Source organism: Monashia sp. HAY1-5C, from assembly GCF_056755255.1.
Genome location: NZ_JBPGXG010000013.1, coordinates 14,194 through 31,276, shown reverse-complemented (window position 1 = coordinate 31,276; position 17,083 = coordinate 14,194). Strand labels below are relative to the sequence as shown.

Here is a 17,083-nt window from a genome sequence, read left to right as displayed (position 1 = left end):
CCCTCGCGCGTCCCGGCCGGCGTCAGACCCGGCGGCGGGCCGGTGTCAGGCATGCGGCAGGCCGGTACCAGGCATGTGTCAGGCGCTGGTGATCGAGGCGGCGAGGTCGCCGTCGGAGGCCACCCGCTCGACGACCTCCTCCATCCGCAGCTGCTCGAAGGTGCCGCCGTCCGCACCGGCCTCGACCTCGTCCCACGAGCGCGGGCACGCCGCCGTCGGCCGCTCCCGGCCCCGGAGCGAGTACGGGCAGACCGTGGTCTTGGCGGCGACGTTCTGGCTCCAGTCGAGGAAGACCTTGCCGTCGCGCAGCTCCTTGGCCATCTTCCACACCACGAGGTCGGGGTGCTTCTTGCTCAGCTCCTGGGCCAGCTGCTGGACGGTGTCGCGGATGGCGTCGCTCGTGTGCTCGCCCGGTAGGACCGCGTACAGCTGCATGCCCTTGCTGCCGCTCGTGACCGGGACCGTGTCCAGGCCGATGGCGCCCAGACGCTCACGCACGACGAGCGCGACGTGCGCGCACTCGGGCAGGCCCGTGCCGGGGCCCGGGTCGAGGTCGATGACGAGCCGGTCGGGGTTGCGGGCCACCGCGTCGCGGCCCTCGCCCTCGTACCTCCACTGGTGCACGTGCAGCTCGAGGGAGTTGAGGTTGGCGAAGAACGTCAGGCCGGCGAGGTCGTCGACGAGCGGGAACACCGGGTCCCGGCCGGCACGCCGGATCCATGACGGGGTCCCGGCGGGGATGTTCTTCTCGAAGAACTGCATGTCCCCGACGCCGTGGGGGTAGCGGATGCGGGTCACGGCGCGGTCGCGCAGGTGCGGCAGGATCACCGGGGCGACGCGCGCGTAGTAGTCGATGACCTGCGCCTTCGTCGTCCCGGTGGCCGGGTACATGACCTTCTCGAGGCTCGACAGACGTATCCGGCGCCCCTCGACCTCGACGGTGACCTTCGGCGGTTCGACCGGCATCACTCCCCCTCGACGGCGTCGTCGACGTCACCCGGCGTCAGGTCGGTGCGCAGCCCCTTGAACGCCGGCTGGCGCAGCCGGCCCTGCCCGCTCAGGCCGAGCGACTGGACGTCGGCGACGAGCACGGGATGCACCCACGTCGCGCCGTCGGCGTCCTCACGGGGCACGTCCGTCCCGAAGGGCGAGTCGGCCGACGCCAGGGGCGTCAGGTCGCGCAGCAGCGCCTGCCCGCTGCGCCCGGCCAGCCCGGCGCCGACGCGGCCGAGGTAGCGCAGGCCGCCGGACGCCGGGACGCCGACGAGCACCGAACCGAGCCGGCGCGACCCGGACCCGGCCGCCTCGGGGCGCCACCCGCCGATGACCACCGACACCGTGCCGCGGTGCGGCGACTTGAGCCAGGCGGCGGACCGGACGCCGGGCAGGTAGGCCGAGTCGACCCGCTTGGAGACGACACCCTCGAGTCCCTGCTCGCGGGTCGCGTCGTGCAGCGCGACGCCGTCGGCGAAGGTCGGCGGGGTCTGCCAGCGGGCGGTCGACAGCTCCAGCCGCTCGAGCGTCGAGCGCCGGTCGCTCCACCGGCGGCCGAGCAGGTCGACGCCGTAGAGCCGCAGCAGGTCGAAGGCCATGAGGGTCACCGGCGCCTCCTCGGCGAGCCGGGCGGCCCGCCGCACGTCGGTGACGTGGAAGCGCTCGGCCATCGCGGCGAACGACGGGACCCCGCCGCGCATGGAGACGATCTCGCCGTCGAGGAGCATGTCGGCGTACTCCGAGCGCAGCCCCTGCAGCTCCGGAAAGGCGACGGTGACGTCGCGCTCGGTGCGTGAGTACAGCCGCAGCCGGCCGTCCGAGACGTCGGCCAGGACGCGCATCCCGTCCCATTTCACCTCGTGCCGCCACGTGTTCCCGGTCGGAATGGTCGACGCGGGCGTCGCGAGCATGGGGCGCATGGGTGCATTCTTGTTCCCATGCGAGCCATCTGGAAGGGCGCCGTGTCGTTCGGACTGGTCAATGTGCCGGTCCGGCTGTTCTCGGCCACGGAGAACCACGACGTGCAGTTCCGCCAGGTCCACGAGAAGGACGGTGGACGAATCCGGTACCAGCGCGTCTGCGCAATCGACGGCGAGGAAGTCCCGTATTCGGACATCGCCAAGGGATACGAGACATCCGACGGCCAGATGGTCGTGCTCTCCGACGAGGACATGAAGAGCCTTCCCTCACGCTCGTCCAAGGAGATCTCGATCGAGAAGTTCGTCCCCTCCGAGCAGATCGACCCGCTCCTTTTCGACCGGAGCTACTACCTCGAGCCGGACAAGACCGGCCTCAAGCCCTACGTGCTGCTCCGTGACGCTCTGGAGAAGGCCGACCGGATGGCCCTCGTCACCGTCTCGATCCGCACCCGCATGACCCTCGCGGTGCTCCGGGTCCGCGAGGGCGTCATCGTCCTGCAGACGCTGCTGTGGGCCGACGAGGTGCGCAAGCCGGAGTTCGAGTCGCTGTCGGAGGACACGCACGCCACGCAGAAGGAGCTGGCCATGGCGTCCTCGCTCGTCGACTCGCTCTCCGGGGACTACGAGCCCGACGAGTTCGAGGACGACTACTCGGAGGCCGTCGAGGCGCTCGTGTCCTCCAAGATCGAGGGCGGCGAGCTCAAGGAGACGCCGCAGCGCGCCGAGGAGGAGACCGAGGTCGTCGACCTGCTCGCGGCCCTGCAGCGCAGCGTCGACCGGGCCAAGGCCTCGCGCGGCGGGGCGGGCGGTGGCGCGTCGTCCGCAGCAGGGACGGCCGACGAGGCCGACGAGGCCGAGGCCGGTGGGACGTCCGGCGCCGGGAAGGGCGCCAAGAAGGCCGCGGCGAAGAAGTCCGCCACCAAGGCGGGCGAGAAGAAGGCGTCGACCGCGAAGAAGTCCGCCGCGAAGAAGGCCTCGCGCAAGGCCAGCTGACCAGCCTGGCCGCCGCGTCGGACGAGACCCATCTCACTACCCCACGGGTCGGCTGGAGCTCTGCCGAGCCGCCGCCGGCGGGAGGATGAACGCGTGCAGATCGTCACCGTCGAGGAGCTCCAGAAGCGTCTTCGTGGCCTGCCGGACAACCCGCGCATCGTCACGAGCGGCAACATGGCCATCCCGCTAGAGGCCGTGCAGGCGGTCGACGAGGCCGTGCCGGCCTACGTCCTCCACGCGCTCAACGCGCCGAAGGGGCTGCCCGAGCGGGACGGGGTCACCGTCGAGACGTGCTTTGTCGGCCCGGGCATGCGTCGCCACCCGAACCTGCGGTACGTGCCCTCGCGGCTCTCCCTCGTGCCGCTGCTCTACCGGCGGTCGCTGCCGCCCGACGTCGTCCTCGTGCACTGCGCGCCGCCGGTCGACGGGCAGGTCAGCCTCGGGGTCGAGGTCAACGTGCTGCCGGCCGCGATCGAGGCGTGTCGCGCCCGGGGTGGGCTCGTCGTCGCCGTGCTCAACCCGCGGATGCCGTACACGTTCGGCGACGCCCAGGTGCCCGTCGAGCACGTCGACCTCGCCGTCGAGGTCGACGCGCCGCTGGCCGCGCACGTGCCGGTGCCGCCGGACGCCGACAGCGCGGCCATCGGACGGATGGTCGCCTCGATGGTCCCGGCCGGCGCGACGATGCAGCTCGGTATCGGTGCCGTTCCCGACGCCACTCTCGAGGCCCTCGTCGGGCGCCGGGACCTGCGCGTGTGGACCGAGATGTTCTCCAACGGCATCCTCGCCCTCGACGCAGCGGGGGCGCTCGACCGTGACCACCCGCTCGTGACCTCGTTCGTCTTCGGCTCACCCGACCTCTACGACTGGCTCGACCGCAACCCGAGGGTCCGGATGCTGCGGACCGAGAAGACCAACGACCCCGGGCTCATCGCCCAGCAGCGTCGGATGACCTCGGTCAACACGGCCCTCGAGGTCGACCTGTTCGGGCAGGCCAACGCCTCACGCATCGACGCCCGCATCCACTCCGGGTTCGGGGGGCAGACCGACTTCATCGTCGGGGCGCTGCACTCGCCAGGCGGCCAGTCCTTCATCGCGCTCCGGTCGTGGCACCCGAGGGCGGACTGCTCGACGGTCGTGCCCCTCGTCGACGAGCCGGTGACGAGCTTCCAGCAGAGCGCGTTCGTCACCGAGCACGGCGTCGCGGCGCTGTGGGGCCGCAGCGAGCGCGAGCAGTGTCACGACATCATCGAGAACTGCGCCCATCCCCGCGTCCGCGACGACCTCTGGGAGGAGGCGCACGCGCTCGGCCTCACGTGAGCCGACCACCCCTCGGGCCGGGAGGCCCGACCGCGCGGGACCGGCGACCCTAGGGTGGGCCGCATGAGCCAGACCGACGCCTCCCGTCCCGTCGCCGTCGTCACCGGGGGCACCCGCGGCATCGGCCTCGCCGTCGTCCGCGACCTCGCACCCACCCACCACGTCGTCGTGGGTGGCCGCAGCACCGAGTCGGTCGGCCGCGTCGTCGGCGAGCTGCCTTCTGCCGAGGGGCTGGTCGCCGACCTGGCCGACTGCGCACCGGGGGGCTCGCTCGACGCGGCGCTCACCGACCTCGCGGTCCGCCTGCCGCGCGTCGACGTCCTCGTCCACTCGGCGGGCATCCTGCGCAGCGGCACGGTGGCCGAGGCGCCGGTCTCGGACTGGGTGGAGTCGCTCACCGTCAACGTCGTGGCCGTCGCTGCGGTGACGCGTGTCCTGCTGCCCGCCCTGCGGACCGCTCGGGGACGCGTCGTGGCCCTCAACTCGGGCTCCGGCTTCACGAGCTCGCGGGGCGGGGGCGCCTACGCCGCATCGAAGTTCGCGCTGCGCGCCCTGACCGACGCGTTGCGTGAGGAGGAGCGCGGCAACGGGGTGCGGGTCACGTCGGTGCACCCAGGACGCGTCGACACCGACATGCAGCACGAGCTCGTCTCCTTCGAGGGCGCCGACTACGACCCGCAGCGCTACCTCGACGTCGAGTCGGTCGTCGCCGCGGTGCGGCTCGCGCTCGAGGCGGGTCCGCGCGCCAACGTCGACAGCATCAGCGTCCGTCCCCGCGGGTTCACCGCCTGACGGTCCGGCCGGCGGGCGCCGTGCCGGCACGTCGTTCCCGCCGCGCGCCAGGTGTCAGATGCGGCTGGCACCACGCGTCGGGACGGTGGCCAGCCGGGCGAACGCGAGCGCCTCGGCGAGGTCCAGTTCACGGTCCTCGGCCGACAGCTTGCGCGTCGACACCTCGACGACGACGTCCCCGGACCAGCCGGCGTCGGCGAGCAGCTCGAGCACCTCGGAGCACGGCTGGCTCCCCCGCCCGGGAACGAGGTGCTCGTCCTTGAACGACCCCAGCCCGTCGGCGAGGTGCAGGTGCGCGAGCCGTGGGCCGAGCGCGCGGGCCATCGCGACGGCGTCCGACCCCGCGGTGGCCGTGTGCGACAGGTCGAGGGTGACGCTGTCGTAGGGCTGGTCGACGGGGTCCCAGTGCGGCAGGTAGGCCAGCACGTCGCGACGGGCCGTGCGCCACGGGTACATGTTCTCGACGGCGAGCCGGACTCCGGCCGCGGCCTCCCGCTCGGCGATCCCGTCGACGAACTCCGCCGCGTAGTCCTTCTGCCAGCGGAACGGGGGGTGGAGCACGACGACCGGCGCACCGACCTCGAGCGCGAGGTCGACCGACCGGTCGATCTTGGTCCACGGGTCCGTGCCCCAGACCCGCTGGGTCAGCAGGAGCGTCGGGGCATGGACCGAGGCGATCGGCAGGCCGTGCAGCTCGGACAACGCGCGGAGCGCACCGGGCTCGCGGGTGACCGGGTCGGTCCACACCATGACCTCGACCGAGTCGTAGCCGAGCCGGGCCGCCGTGGCGAACGCGGTGGCGGCGTTGCCGGGGTACACCGACGACGTCGACAGCCCGATGCGGATCGTCATCCGGCCATTGTCGGCATCACCCGACGAGGTGGTCGAGGCGACGGAGGATGAGCCCCTCGCGCAGCGCCCAGGGGCAGATCTCGACGCGTTCGACCTGGAGCAGGTCGAGCGCAGCCTCGGCGACGAGGGCCCCGGCGAGCAGCTGGCGTGCCCGGCCCTCGGACACGCCGGGCAGCGCGGCACGGGCGGCGACGTCCATACCGGTGAGCTTCTGGCCGATCACGTGGAGGTCGCCGCGGGTCATCGACCGCGCCACGAACGGTCCCTCGGCGCGCGGTGCGGCACCGGCGATCCGCGCCAGCGAGCGCATCGTCTTCGACGTGCCGACGACGCGGTCGGGGACCCCACCCGTGAGGAGGGGGCGCACGTTCTCGCCGAGCGTCGCGCGGATGCCGGACCGGACGCGGCGGACGACGTCGGGCTCGGGCGGGTCGCCGGGCAGCTGCTCGCGTGTCACCCGTCCGGCGCCGAGGGGGAGGCTGAGCGCGACGTCGGGCTCCTCGTCGAAACCGGCCGCCAGCTCGAGGGAGCCACCGCCGATGTCGACGACGAGGACCCGCCCGCTCGACCAGCCGAACCAGCGTCGCACCGCGAGGAACGTCATGCGAGCCTCGTCGACGCCGCTCAGCACCTCGAGGTCGATGCCGGTCTCGGCGCGCACCCGGTCGATGACGGCCTCGCCGTTCGGCGACTCGCGCAGGGCCGACGTGGCGAAGGCGAACAGGTCGGTGACGCCCTGGTCGTCGGCCACCTCGAGGCACTCGTGCAGGAACGCGACGAGCCGGTCGGCGGTGCCGTCGTCGACGCGTCCCTGCGGGTCGAGGCTCTCGGACAGGCGCAGCTCGGTCTTGTGCGAGAAGGCCGGCAGCGGGTGGGCTCCGGGGTGGGCGTCGACGACGAGGAGGTGGACCGTGTTCGACCCGATGTCGACGACGCCCAGACGCATGCCCTCACCCTAACGGCGGCCGCGGTCGCGCCCTCCGGACCGCCCAGCGGGCGGGCAGCGACCGGTCACGGGGTGCGGCGGCTGAGGGTGAGCGAGCCGAGCGCGAGCGCGCCGACGATGAACGCGACGACGATGCCGAGGGACCGCAGCGCGTCCCCGGTGCCGTCGGCGCTCGAGGTGATGGCGTTCATCGCGTCGACGGCGTACGACAGCGGCAGGACGTCGGAGATCCACGACAGGAGGGTCGGCAGCTGGTCGCGAGCGACGAAGAGGCCGCAGAGCAGCGCCTGCGGCAGCACGAACGCCGGCATGAACTGGACGGCCTGGAACTCCGTGCGCGCGAAGCCGCTCGCGAGCAGACCGAGCGCGGTGCCGAGGACCGCGTCGGCGAGGGCGACGACCAGCAGCAGCCACAGCGGGCCCGCGACGTCGAGGCCGCACACCCACACCGCGAAGCCCGTCGCGACCACACCCTGGACGATGGCCAGCCCGCCGAACGCGAGTCCGTAGCCGAGCATGAAGTCACCCTTGCCCATCGGCGTCGTGAGCAGGCGTTCGAGGGTGCCCGACTGCCGCTCGCGCAGCGTGGCGATCGACGTGACGATGAACATGACGATCATCGGGAAGATCCCGAGCAGGGCCGGCCCGATGTGGTCGAAGACCGGGGTGCCGTCGAAGATCCAGGCGAGCAAGCCGAGCAGGACGCACGGCACGACGAGGATCATGGCGATGGTGCGGTGGTCGGTGCGGACCTGGCGCAGGACGCGTCCGGCGGTGGCGAGGGCGAGGCCGGGGTTCACGACGCGCTCCTCTCGCGCGCGGCCTCGGCGTCGATGAGGGCGAGGAACGCGGCGTCGGCGTCGGCAGCGCCGGTGCGGGCGAGCAGCTCGTCCGGCGTGACGTCGGCGAGGACGCGTCCCTCGCGCAGGAGGACGAGCTGGTGGCAGCGCGTCGCCTCGTCCATGACGTGGCTCGAGACGATGAGGGAGTGGCCCGCCTCGGCGAGGTCGCGGAAGAGGTTCCAGAGGTCGCGCCGCAGCACGGGGTCGAGGCCGACGGTCGGCTCGTCGAGGACGAGCAGGCTGGGTCGGCCGACGAGGGCGGCCGCGAGCGAGACGCGCGACTCCTGCCCGCCGGACAGGTCGCGGACGAGCTGGTCGGCGTGGGAGGCGAGGTCGACTTCGGCGAGGGTCCGGTGCACGGCCGCCCGCAGCTCCGGACCGCGCAGCCCGACGGCCCGCCCGAAGTAGGCGACGTTCTCGCGGACGGTGAGGTCGGCGTAGACGCTCGGGGTCTGCGTGACGTACCCGACGTCGGCCCGGAGCGGGGCCGAGCCGGCAGGGTGCCCGAGGACGGTGACGGTGCCCGACTCGATGACCTGCACGCCGACGATGCACCGGATCAGCGTGGACTTCCCGGAGCCGGAGGGGCCGAGCAGCCCGACGACCCTGCCCGAGGGCACCTCGAGGTCGAGACCGGGCAGCACGAGGCGCTTGCCGCGCACGACGCGCAGGTCGCGGACGACGACCGCCGGGTCCGACGAGTTATTCATCATGCGATGAAATCTACTCCTCGGCCCCCGCGCTGTAAACGGGTTCGGCCGGTCCGACCCCGGCCGGTGCCGAGCGGCCGAACAGGTGGTGCTCGATGACGGGCCCGATGCGCTCGACGAGCTGCTCGACGCTCGCATCGGCGACCCCCGGCATGCGCAGGACGTACCGCATGACGACGAGCCCGATGATCTGCGAGGCCACGAGGCCGCCCCGCAGCTGCACGTCGGGCAGCCCGAAGGCGGCGGCGACCCGGCCGAAGATCTCGCGGCCGAGGAACTCGCGCAGCACCCGGGCCGCGTCCTCGCTCGTCATGCTCGAGCGCACCAGCGCCACGAGGGCGTCGCGCCGGTCACCGGGCTCCCACACCGCCAGGAACGTCTCGATGACACGCCGGCCGACGCCGTCCGGGCCGCCGGCCAGGATGCGCTCGACGATCCGGGCCGGGTCCACGGGCACCGACAGCGTCTCGGCGAACAGGGCCGCCTTGCCGTCGAAGTAGTGGTGGACGAGGGCGGGGTCGACGCCGGCCTCGCGCGCGATGCCACGCACGCTCGCCTTGTCGTAGCCGTGCGTCGCGAAGGACCGGCGCGCGGCGTCGACGATGGCGGCGCGGGTGTCTGCCCCGCCCGGACGCCGGCCCCTCCCCCGCGGCGTCGGTCTCGCTGTCATGCACCACACGGTAGGCCCCACCGGTTCCCTCGGCGACCACCGTGCTCGCGCTCGCCCGGGTGCCGGAGCGCACCGTCGGACCGACGCGGACGCGAACAGGGTGTTCGCCCCGGAGGAAGACGGACGTAGGGTGTGCCGGTGGCCGAAGCACCCCTTGACCTGCCTCGCGTCTGGGTGGAGTTCACCGACCCGGCGGACGCCGAACAGCGCTTCCGGTGCGACCTGACCTGGCTCACGAGCAGCTGGACCTGCATCTTCGGCTCGGGGTGCCACGGCATCTACGCCGACCGGCCCGACGACGGGTGCTGCACGCTCGGGGCACACTTCACCGAGAAGGCCGACTGGAAGCGGGTCCAGCGGGCCGTCGAGGAGCTCGGTGAGGACGAGTGGCAGTACCACTCGGTCGGCACTGCCACCGGCGACAAGGACGACTGGACCGAGAAGGAGGACGGCGCCCGCAAGACCCGGGTCGTCGACGGCGCCTGCATCTTCCTCAACCGTCCGGGGTTCCCGGCGGGCGTGGGCTGCGCGCTCCACCAGCACGCCGTGCTCACCGGCGTGCAGCCGCACACGCTCAAGCCCGACGTCTGCTGGCAGCTGCCGATCCGCCGAACCTTCCGCACCGTCGTGCTGCCCGACGAGACCAGCTACCTCGAGGTGACGATCACCGAGTACGACCGGCGTGGCTGGGGCCCGGGCGGCCACGACCTCGACTGGTACTGCTCGGGCAACCCCGAGGCGCACGTCGGCCGAGAGCCGGTCTACCGCTCCAACGAGGCCGAGCTCGTCGAGCTCATGGGCCCCATGGCGTACGCCGAGCTCGTCATCCGCGCCGAGGCGCACCTGGCCCAGGTCAAGGCGGTCCGCGCTCGTGGCGTCCGCAAGCTGCTGCCGCTGCTCGTCCACCCGGCGACGCTCGACGCGCAGGGCGAGCGGCTGCGACCGGCGCCGCGCTCGCCGGGCCGGGACGCGGGAGCCGCACGGTGAGCGAGGTCATCCCCTCCCCCAACATCTGGGACTCCCCGGACGTCTACGAGATCGAGAACCTCGGCGTCGACCGCGACCACGTCATCGAGGCGGCCATGCGCTCGGTGCTCGACTGGGCGGACCGCGACGTCGTCGACATCGGCTGCGGCACGGGTTTCCACCTGCCGATGTTCGCCGGTTCCGCGCGGACGGTCGTCGGCGTGGAACCACACCCGCCGCTGGCCGCCCTTGCGGCGCAACGGGTCTCACACCTGCCGAACGCCTCGGTCCGCGAGGAGGCAGCAGCCGCGATCGGGGTGCCCGACGGGTCCTTCGACGTCGCGCACGCCCGCTGGTCCTACTTCTTCGGCCCCGGCTGCGAGCCCGGGCTCGCGGAGCTCGACCGGGTCATGCGCCCCGGCGGTGCCGCGTTCGTCATCGACAACGACGCCACCCGCTCGACCTTCGGCACGTGGTTCCGGCGGGCGCTGCCGTCCTACGACCCGCGCGCCGTCGAGCGCTTCTGGCAGCGGCGGGGCTGGTCCCGCGAGCGCCTCGACATCCGCTGGGACTTCGACTCGCGCGAGGACTTCGAGTCCGTCGTCGGCATCGAGTTCGCGCCGGAGCACGCCGACCTCGTCCTGGCGGAGCACCCCGACGCGACCGGCGTCGACTACGCGGTCAACCTCTGGTGGCGCCGCTACTGACCTGACCTGCCCACCGCCGTCGGACCGTCGCCTCGAGCCCGCGCCGAGGCGCCGTCGTGGTCATTTCTGCCCATTCCCGCATCGCAGCGGATGGGCATCATGACCGACGCGGCACCCGGGCCGCCGTTCCTACCGTGGCTGCACGGACCACAGGAGGAACACCATGGACGACATCAGGACCACCACAGCCGCCGATCACCCCGCCACTGAGGACCTCGAGACCCTGGAGACCCACGAGACGGTCGACACCGTCGTCGTCGGCGCCGGCCAGGCCGGGCTCGCCACGGCACGGGAGCTGCTCGCCCGGGGCCGCGACTGCATCGTGCTCGAGCGCAACGCCGCCGTCGGCGACGGTTGGCGCCAGCAGTACGACTCGCTCCGGCTCTACACGCCCGCGGCGCACGACGCACTGCCCGGGCTCCGGTTCCCCGGCGACCCGCGCGTCTTCCCGGGCAAGGACGACGTCGCCGCCTACCTCGCCGCGTACGCCGCACGGTTCGACCTGCCGGTGCGACTCGGCGTGCGCGTCGAGAACGTCTGTGCCGCAGGAGATTCCCAGGGCTTCGTGGTGACGACGGACCACGGCGTCATCGCGTGCCGCAACGTCGTCGTGGCCACCGGGACGTTCGGCCGGTCGCCGCACGTGCCGGCCTTCGCCGCCGACCTGGACCCCGGCATCCTCCAGCTGCACTCGAGCCAGTACCGACGCCCGTCACAGCTGCGGGAGGGGCCGGTGCTCGTCGTGGGCGCGTCGCACTCGGGGTGCGACATCGCCTACGAGCTGGCGCAGGGACGTCCGACGACGCTCGCCGGTCGCGACTGCGGGCAGCTCGGCGTCCGGTGGGACTCCCCGGCGGTCCACGCGCTCTTCCCGCTGCTGCTCTTCGCCTGGCGGCACGTGCTGACGCGGCGGACGCCGATGGGGCGCAAGGCCATGGCCGGCATCCGACACCACGGCGGCCCGATGCTGCGCGTCAAGCGCGAGGACCTCGCGGCCCGGGGCGTCGACCGGCGCCTCGACCGCGTCACCGGCGTGACGGACGGACGCCCCACCCTGGCCGACGGCTCGGTGCTCGACGTGCCGAACATCGTCTGGGCCACCGGGTTCGAGCAGCGCTTCGACTGGCTCGACCTTCCCGCCATCGGTGACGACGGCTGGCCGCGCGAGTTCCGGGGCGTGGCGCAGGACGTGCCGGGCCTCTACTTCTGCGGCCTGTCGTTCCAGTACTCGTTCGCCTCGATGGTGCTCCCGGGTGTCGGTCGCGACGCCGCGTACGTCGCCGGGCACATCGCCCGGCACCGGGCCCCGGCGCAGCGGGCGGCGTCCGGCTCAAGGGTCGCCGGCCGGGCGGCCGACCGCGTCGCGTGAGCCGGCGACGAGCCCCTGCTCGAACGCGAAGGCAGCCGCGGCCGTGCGGCTGCCGACGCCGAGCTTGCCGAAGATGTTGGACAGGTGGCGGGCGACGGTCCGCTCGCTGAGGACCAGCTCGGTCGCGATGTCGGCGTTGCTGCACCCGGCCGCGACCAGACGCAGCACCTCGACCTCCCGCCCGGTCAACCCCGCAGGCAGGGGCCGGCGGCCGGTCAGCGCATCGACCTCCTCGACGGCGGGCCGGGCTCCCAGCCGGTCGAGCACCTCGCGCGCCCCGGCGAGGCAGCGCCGCGCGGCGTCGACGTCGCCGAGGGCGAGGAGGGCGCGGCCGGTCTCGAGGTCGGCCAGGGCGGTCTCGTACGGCAGGTCGAGCGACATCGCCGACTGCCGGGCGCGACGCAGGTACGGCAGGGCGCCGGACGCGTCGCGCTGCGCCAGCTGCACGCGTCCCCACACGAGGGCGGCCCGGACCCCCAGCGCGTCGGACCCGAACGCCGTCGCCACCTCGTCGAGCTCCTGCGCCGCGGCGCGGGCGGCGTCCACGTCACCGGCAGCCACGAGCACCTCGACCACCCCAGGCAGCAAACGGCCGCGAAGGACGCTCGACCCGGGCTCGGCCAGCAGCCGCCGTGCCGTGGCGGCCGCCGCGCTCGTATGCCCGCGGGCCGCCGCGAGCAGCGCCAGGCCCGGCTGCGCCTCGTACCCGTGCCTGCCGGCGCGGGCGTACGCCTCGTCGGCCGCCGCGAGCTCGCCGCGCAGCCGCAGCAGGTCGCCCCGCTCGCTCGACGCCTGCCCCACCGCATCGACGGCCCCGGCCGCGAGGTAGCGGGTGACCGCGGCATCGAGCTCGTCGAGCGCCTCGTCCCACGCGCCCCGGGCCCGCATGACCTGCGCGCGGTGCAGCGCGCACTGCCCGGTGAACAGGACGAGCGCGGGACGAGCCGCGCACCAGGCGGTCAGGCGCGTCGTCCACTCCGCGACGCGGAGGAGGTCGCAGACCTCCTGGCAGCCCTCGATCGCCGTGCAGTAGACGTGCCCCACGGTGACCGGCTCCCGCGCTCCGCGCTCGGCCTCGAGCATCGACTCGTCGAGCAGGGCGATGCCGTCGCGGACCCGGCCACCGTAGATCGCCATCCGGCCCTGCGCGCACAGCCCGATGGCCACCAGGTCGGCATCGTCGCCGGCGCGACCGGTGTCGGTCACGGCCAGGGCGCACGCGAGGGCGTCGTCGAAGCGTCCTGCCTCCAGGTGGGTGAACATCCGCGCGAACGTGACCCAGCCACGTGCGGCGTCGGCGGGTGGCAGGTCGGTCACGAGCCGCTCGGCGCGAGCCAGCCACCCGGCGGCGGCCGAGCGGCCACCGGCCGCGCGCAGCACCATCGTCACGTGGAACGCGCACATCGCCGCGGCGGCGTCCTGCCCCGCTGACAGCCGGGCCTCGTACGCAGCCGCGTACCGCTCGGTCGCCTCGTCCGCCCGGCCCAGGAGGTTGGCGGCTGCAGCGGACCGCTCGAGGTCCTCCACGGACAGACCGGCGAGGTCGAGCCCGGTCCACGTGGCGTAGGCCGCCCGCCAGTCGCCGCGTTCGAACTCGGCTCTGGCGCGGAGCAGCTCGTCGACGACGCCCATGGGCCTCACCCTCCTGCCACGAAGGGTACGCCGACGACCCCCGCGCGTGGGCTGCGTCGCGGGCCCGTCAGTCGACGAGGTCGAGGGCGATGTCGACGATCGGCGAGGAGTGGGTCAGGCCGCCGACCGAGATGAAGTCGACGCCCGTCTCGGCGTACGCGCGCGCGACCTCGAGGGTCATCCCGCCCGTCGCCTCGATCTCGACCGGCTCGCCGGCCGCGCGCAGCAGCGCGACGGTCTCGGCGAGCACCGGCACGGTCATGTTGTCGCACATGACGAACCGGGCTCCGGCGTCGTAGGCCTCCCGGGCCTCGGCCGGCGTCGTGACCTCGACCTGCACGTCGACGTCGGGGAACCGCCCCCGCACCAGGGCGTACGCCGCGGCGACCGACCCGGCCGCGAGCTTGTGGTTGTCCTTGATCATCGCGACGTCGTAGAGCCCCATGCGCTTGTTCGTGCCGCCGCCGCAGCGCACCGCGTACTTCTCGAGCCAGCGCAGCCCAGGCGTCGTCTTGCGGGTGTCGAGGACCATCGTCGGCGTGCCCTCGAGCGCGTCGGCCCACCGGCGCGTGTGGGTCGCGACGCCGGACAGGCGGCTGAGCACGTTGAGGACGGTCCGCTCGGCGACGAGCACCACCTGGGTCCGGCCCGTGACGCGGGCGATGACGTCACCGCGCTCGACCCGGGCCCCGTCGTCGGCGAGCACCTCGACCGCCGGCACCGGCAGCTCGAGCCGTGCGGCCACCGCTGACAGGACGAGGCCGATGACCGGCACACCGGCCACGACCCCGGGGCCGCGGGCCACGACCTCCGCGACGCGGTCCTGGTCGGCGGGGATCGTCGCCAGGGTCGTGACGTCGAGGCCCCGCGGCCCGAGGTCCTCCTCGAGGGCCACGTCGACGACTCGGCGGGCCCACTCCTCGGGGAAGCCGCTCAGGCCGCTCGGCTGCGTCGCGATGTCGTGCCGGTCGGTCACCGGTCCTCCTCGGATCGTGAGTCGCGCTGTGCCACAAGGTGGCCGGCGGGTCGGTCGGGCACGCCGGCGTCGAGGTCGAGGCCGTCGAGGCTCGCGCGCGGCACCGGGACGACGCTCGCTTCCAGACGCCCCGCGGCGCCCCGCACGAGGTGGACGTGGTGGAGGAAGCGCTCGTCGTCGCGGGTCGGGAAGTCCTCGCGCACGTGGCCGCCGCGGGTCTCCTCGCGCAGCGCAGCCGCGTGCGTCAGGGCCCGGCCGAGGTGCACGAGGTTGGTCGTCTCCCAGCTCTTGGGTCCGCCCTGCCGGTCGGTGTCGCGGGCGGACCGCTCGGACACCGCGGCCAGCGCCTGCTCGGTCGCCGCGAGCGACGCCGCCGAGCGCACCGTGCCCGCCCCGGCCGTCATGGCCCGCTGCACGTCGAGCCGGCGCTTGCCCCGGACCAGCTCCGGCGCGACGGCGTCCGGCTCCTGCGCGGGCGTCGTGGGTGGCAGCTCGCCCGCGCCGAGCCGTGCGGTGAGGTCGTCGGCGATGCGCCGGGCGAAGACGAGGCCCTCGAGCAGCGAGTTGGACGCGAGCCGGTTGGCCCCGTGCACGCCGGTGCACGAGGTCTCGCCGCACGCGTAGAGACCTTCGAGGGAGGTGCGCCCGCGCAGGTCGGTGCGCACGCCGCCGGACGCGTAGTGCTGGGCCGGCGCGACCGGCAGCAGCTGCGTCGCCGGGTCGAAGCCGAGCTCCCGGCAGCGCGCGACGATCGAGGGGAACCGCTGCTCGAGGAAGGCCGCACCGAGGTGGCGGCAGTCGAGGTAGACGTGGTCGGCGTGGGTCTCTCGCATCCGCCGGATGATGGCCCGGGCGACGACGTCACGCGGCGCGAGGTCGGCCAGCGGGTGCTGGCCCTGCATGAACCGCTCGCCCGCCGCGTCGACGAGGAAGGCTCCCTCGCCGCGGACCGCCTCGGAGATGAGTGGCTGCTGGCCGCGCGAGCCCTCACCGAGCCACAGCACGGTCGGGTGGAACTGGACGAACTCGAGGTCGGCGAGGACGGCACCGGCCCGCAGCGCGGCCGCCATGCCGTCGCCGGTCGCCACGGACGGGTTGGTCGTCGAGGAGTAGATCTGGCCGAGCCCACCGGTCGCGAGGACGACGGCCCGCGCGTGCGCCGCACCGACGCCGTCGACCTGGCCCTCGCCGATGACGTGCAGCGTGACGCCGCAGACGCGCCGGTCGGCGTCGGTGAGCAGGTCGACGACGAGCGCGTGCTCGATGACCTCGATGCCGGGGTCGTCACGGACGCGGTCCAGCGCGGCGATGAGGGCGCGGCTGATCTCCCGGCCGGTGGCATCACCACCCGCGTGCAGGATGCGGTCGCGGTGGTGCCCGCCCTCCCGCGTCAGGCTCAGGCCGCCGGCCTCGCCCCGGTCGAAGTCGGCCCCGAGCGCGATGAGGTCCCAGACGGCGTCGGTGCCCTCCGTGACGAGCGTGCGCACGGCGTCGACGTCGCACAGCCCGACGCCCGCCACGAGCGTGTCGTGGATGTGCTCCGCCGGGCTGTCCTCCGGCGACATCACGGCGGCGATGCCGCCCTGCGCCCAGGCCGTCGACCCCTCGTCGAGGACGGTCTTCGTCACGAGCAGGACGCGGTCGACGCGACGCCGCAGCCGCAGGGCCGTCGTGAGGCCCGCGATGCCGCTGCCGACGACGATGACGTCGGCCGTCGCCGTCCAGCCCGGCGCAGGCGCCCGGAGCCGGCGCGGGACGGTGATGCCGCTGTCGTTCATGAGCACCTTCTCGATGGGGGCGTCTCGGTGGGACCGGTGGGGACGGTGGGGTCCCGGTGGAGGTCGTGCCCCATACCGTATGCCGCGGCGTCAGAGGTGGTGGGCGTGGTTCCGCTCCGTGACCGCGGACGTCAGGAGGCCGAAGCCGTCCGGCACGTCGCCGGCGTCGTGGCCGGTCCCGACGACGCGGTTGTCGCGGTCGACGAAGACGACGTTCGGCTCGAAGGCGCGCGCTTCGGCGTCGTCCATCGCGGCGTACGCGATGACGATGACGGTGTCGCCGGGCGAGATGAGCCGCGCCGCCGCGCCGTTGATGCACACGATGCCGCTGCCGCGCTCGCCCTCGATGGCGTACGTCGTGAGGCGGTTGCCGTTGTCGACGTCGACGACGTCGACCTGTTGACCGGGCCAGAGGTCCGCGGCGTCCATGAGGTCGCGGTCGATGGTGAGCGAGCCGACGTAGTGCAGGTCGGCCTGGGTCACCGTGGCACGGTGGATCTTCGAGTGGAGCATGAATCGCTGCACGGTGGATCTGTCCTCAGGAGAAGGGGATTCGACGGGGTTTGAAGGGGATGCGATGGGCTGCGGTGGGCTCGGGCTGACGGCGCCGGGGAGCG

General features: G+C 73.6%; 17 protein-coding genes. 6 read left to right on the top strand and 11 right to left on the bottom strand.

The genetic code is table 11. The features are described 5' to 3' along the window. Positions 1-78: 78 nt before the first annotated feature. Together ligD (ACR9ZK_RS03595) and ligD (ACR9ZK_RS03590) are read right to left on the bottom strand one after the other, a co-directional pair. Positions 79-966 carry a non-homologous end-joining DNA ligase gene (gene ligD / locus ACR9ZK_RS03595; RefSeq protein ID WP_481340368.1) on the bottom strand — a complete coding sequence of 296 codons (888 nt, stop codon included), beginning with the start codon at positions 964-966 and terminating at the stop codon, positions 79-81. Continuing rightward, on the bottom strand, positions 966-1,913 hold the full coding sequence (ligD, locus tag ACR9ZK_RS03590; RefSeq protein ID WP_481340366.1) for a non-homologous end-joining DNA ligase: 948 nt from the start codon (positions 1,911-1,913) through the stop codon (positions 966-968). Before ligD (ACR9ZK_RS03590) ends, ligD (ACR9ZK_RS03595) begins: the two co-directional genes overlap by 1 nt. Before the next feature lie 18 nt (positions 1,914-1,931). Here ligD (ACR9ZK_RS03590) and ku point away from each other — a divergent pair, with 18 nt between their 5' ends. The 3 genes from ku to ACR9ZK_RS03575 all read left to right on the top strand — a co-directional run bounded on the left by ku (position 1,932) and on the right by ACR9ZK_RS03575 (position 5,018). Next, positions 1,932-2,906 (top strand): non-homologous end joining protein Ku, encoded by a 975-nt coding sequence (ku, locus tag ACR9ZK_RS03585; protein ID WP_481340364.1) that lies wholly within the window; start codon positions 1,932-1,934, stop codon positions 2,904-2,906. 93 nt (positions 2,907-2,999) lie between these two features. Next, entirely contained in the window at positions 3,000-4,226 is a 1,227-nt protein-coding gene (locus ACR9ZK_RS03580) for an acetyl-CoA hydrolase/transferase family protein (protein WP_481340362.1), read from the top strand. A gap of 63 nt (positions 4,227-4,289) precedes the next feature. Then, positions 4,290-5,018: an SDR family oxidoreductase gene (locus ACR9ZK_RS03575; RefSeq protein WP_481340360.1), complete on the top strand. Its 729-nt coding sequence runs from the start codon at positions 4,290-4,292 to the stop codon at positions 5,016-5,018. Positions 5,019-5,072: 54 nt separating this feature from the next. On the opposite strand, the gene ACR9ZK_RS03570 is transcribed toward ACR9ZK_RS03575, so the two are convergent. The 5 genes from ACR9ZK_RS03570 to ACR9ZK_RS03550 all read right to left on the bottom strand — a co-directional run bounded on the left by ACR9ZK_RS03570 (position 5,073) and on the right by ACR9ZK_RS03550 (position 9,038). Further along, positions 5,073-5,870 (bottom strand): sugar phosphate isomerase/epimerase family protein, encoded by a 798-nt coding sequence (locus ACR9ZK_RS03570; RefSeq protein WP_481340358.1) that lies wholly within the window; start codon positions 5,868-5,870, stop codon positions 5,073-5,075. A 16-nt stretch (positions 5,871-5,886) separates the two neighbouring features. Beyond that, a complete protein-coding gene (locus ACR9ZK_RS03565; protein WP_481340356.1) occupies positions 5,887-6,816 on the bottom strand; it encodes a Ppx/GppA phosphatase family protein in 930 nt (309 codons plus the stop codon). A 65-nt stretch (positions 6,817-6,881) separates the two neighbouring features. Beyond that, entirely contained in the window at positions 6,882-7,616 is a 735-nt protein-coding gene (locus ACR9ZK_RS03560) for an ABC transporter permease (protein ID WP_481340354.1), read from the bottom strand. After that, the gene (locus ACR9ZK_RS03555) at positions 7,613-8,371 is read right to left on the bottom strand and encodes an ABC transporter ATP-binding protein (protein WP_481340352.1); all 759 of its coding nucleotides are present in this window, start codon (positions 8,369-8,371) and stop codon (positions 7,613-7,615) included. The genes ACR9ZK_RS03560 and ACR9ZK_RS03555 overlap by 4 nt, the downstream gene beginning before the upstream one ends. Before the next feature lie 10 nt (positions 8,372-8,381). Then, positions 8,382-9,038 carry a TetR/AcrR family transcriptional regulator gene (locus ACR9ZK_RS03550; protein ID WP_481340350.1) on the bottom strand — a complete coding sequence of 219 codons (657 nt, stop codon included), beginning with the start codon at positions 9,036-9,038 and terminating at the stop codon, positions 8,382-8,384. Positions 9,039-9,176: 138 nt separating this feature from the next. Between ACR9ZK_RS03550 and ACR9ZK_RS03545 the strand changes: the two genes are divergently transcribed. From ACR9ZK_RS03545 to ACR9ZK_RS03535, 3 genes are all read left to right on the top strand, one after another. Then, entirely contained in the window at positions 9,177-10,025 is an 849-nt protein-coding gene (locus ACR9ZK_RS03545) for a DUF3109 family protein (RefSeq protein ID WP_481340348.1), read from the top strand. After that, a complete protein-coding gene (locus ACR9ZK_RS03540) occupies positions 10,022-10,711 on the top strand; it encodes a class I SAM-dependent methyltransferase (RefSeq protein ID WP_481340346.1) in 690 nt (229 codons plus the stop codon). Before ACR9ZK_RS03545 ends, ACR9ZK_RS03540 begins: the two co-directional genes overlap by 4 nt. 163 nt (positions 10,712-10,874) lie before the next feature. Next, the gene (locus ACR9ZK_RS03535) at positions 10,875-12,080 is read left to right on the top strand and encodes a flavin-containing monooxygenase (RefSeq protein ID WP_481340344.1); all 1,206 of its coding nucleotides are present in this window, start codon (positions 10,875-10,877) and stop codon (positions 12,078-12,080) included. Here ACR9ZK_RS03535 and ACR9ZK_RS03530 read toward each other — a convergent pair. The 4 genes from ACR9ZK_RS03530 to panD all read right to left on the bottom strand — a co-directional run bounded on the left by ACR9ZK_RS03530 (position 12,042) and on the right by panD (position 16,979). Further along, complete coding sequence (locus ACR9ZK_RS03530; RefSeq protein ID WP_481340342.1) at positions 12,042-13,712, bottom strand: LuxR C-terminal-related transcriptional regulator; 1,671 nt, start codon at positions 13,710-13,712, stop codon at positions 12,042-12,044. The two genes, ACR9ZK_RS03535 and ACR9ZK_RS03530, sit on opposite strands and share 39 nt — an antisense overlap. A gap of 67 nt (positions 13,713-13,779) precedes the next feature. Beyond that, complete coding sequence (nadC, locus tag ACR9ZK_RS03525; protein ID WP_481340340.1) at positions 13,780-14,688, bottom strand: carboxylating nicotinate-nucleotide diphosphorylase; 909 nt, start codon at positions 14,686-14,688, stop codon at positions 13,780-13,782. Further along, positions 14,685-16,466, bottom strand: coding sequence for an L-aspartate oxidase (locus ACR9ZK_RS03520; protein WP_481340338.1), 1,782 nt, complete (start codon positions 16,464-16,466; stop codon positions 14,685-14,687). The genes nadC and ACR9ZK_RS03520 overlap by 4 nt, the downstream gene beginning before the upstream one ends. A 90-nt stretch (positions 16,467-16,556) precedes the next feature. Then, a complete protein-coding gene (gene panD, locus ACR9ZK_RS03515; RefSeq protein ID WP_481340336.1) occupies positions 16,557-16,979 on the bottom strand; it encodes an aspartate 1-decarboxylase in 423 nt (140 codons plus the stop codon). Between the last annotated feature and the right edge of the window lie 104 nt (positions 16,980-17,083).

Bases quoted from the DNA above. Each gene is read 5' to 3' on its own strand.
- ACR9ZK_RS03530 (WP_481340342.1), bottom strand. From the start codon at position 13,712: ATGGGCGTCGTCGACGAGCTGCTCCGCGCCAGAGCCGAGTTCGAACGC.
- ku (WP_481340364.1), top strand. From the start codon at position 1,932: ATGCGAGCCATCTGGAAGGGCGCCGTGTCGTTCGGACTGGTCAATGTG.
- ACR9ZK_RS03550 (WP_481340350.1), bottom strand. From the start codon at position 9,038: ATGACAGCGAGACCGACGCCGCGGGGGAGGGGCCGGCGTCCGGGCGGG.
- ACR9ZK_RS03575 (WP_481340360.1), top strand. From the start codon at position 4,290: ATGAGCCAGACCGACGCCTCCCGTCCCGTCGCCGTCGTCACCGGGGGC.
- ligD (WP_481340368.1), bottom strand. From the start codon at position 966: ATGCCGGTCGAACCGCCGAAGGTCACCGTCGAGGTCGAGGGGCGCCGG.
- ligD (WP_481340366.1), bottom strand. From the start codon at position 1,913: ATGCGCCCCATGCTCGCGACGCCCGCGTCGACCATTCCGACCGGGAAC.
- panD (WP_481340336.1), bottom strand. From the start codon at position 16,979: ATGCTCCACTCGAAGATCCACCGTGCCACGGTGACCCAGGCCGACCTG.
- ACR9ZK_RS03570 (WP_481340358.1), bottom strand. From the start codon at position 5,870: ATGACGATCCGCATCGGGCTGTCGACGTCGTCGGTGTACCCCGGCAAC.
- ACR9ZK_RS03555 (WP_481340352.1), bottom strand. From the start codon at position 8,371: ATGATGAATAACTCGTCGGACCCGGCGGTCGTCGTCCGCGACCTGCGC.
- ACR9ZK_RS03535 (WP_481340344.1), top strand. From the start codon at position 10,875: ATGGACGACATCAGGACCACCACAGCCGCCGATCACCCCGCCACTGAG.
- ACR9ZK_RS03565 (WP_481340356.1), bottom strand. From the start codon at position 6,816: ATGCGTCTGGGCGTCGTCGACATCGGGTCGAACACGGTCCACCTCCTC.
- ACR9ZK_RS03520 (WP_481340338.1), bottom strand. From the start codon at position 16,466: ATGAACGACAGCGGCATCACCGTCCCGCGCCGGCTCCGGGCGCCTGCG.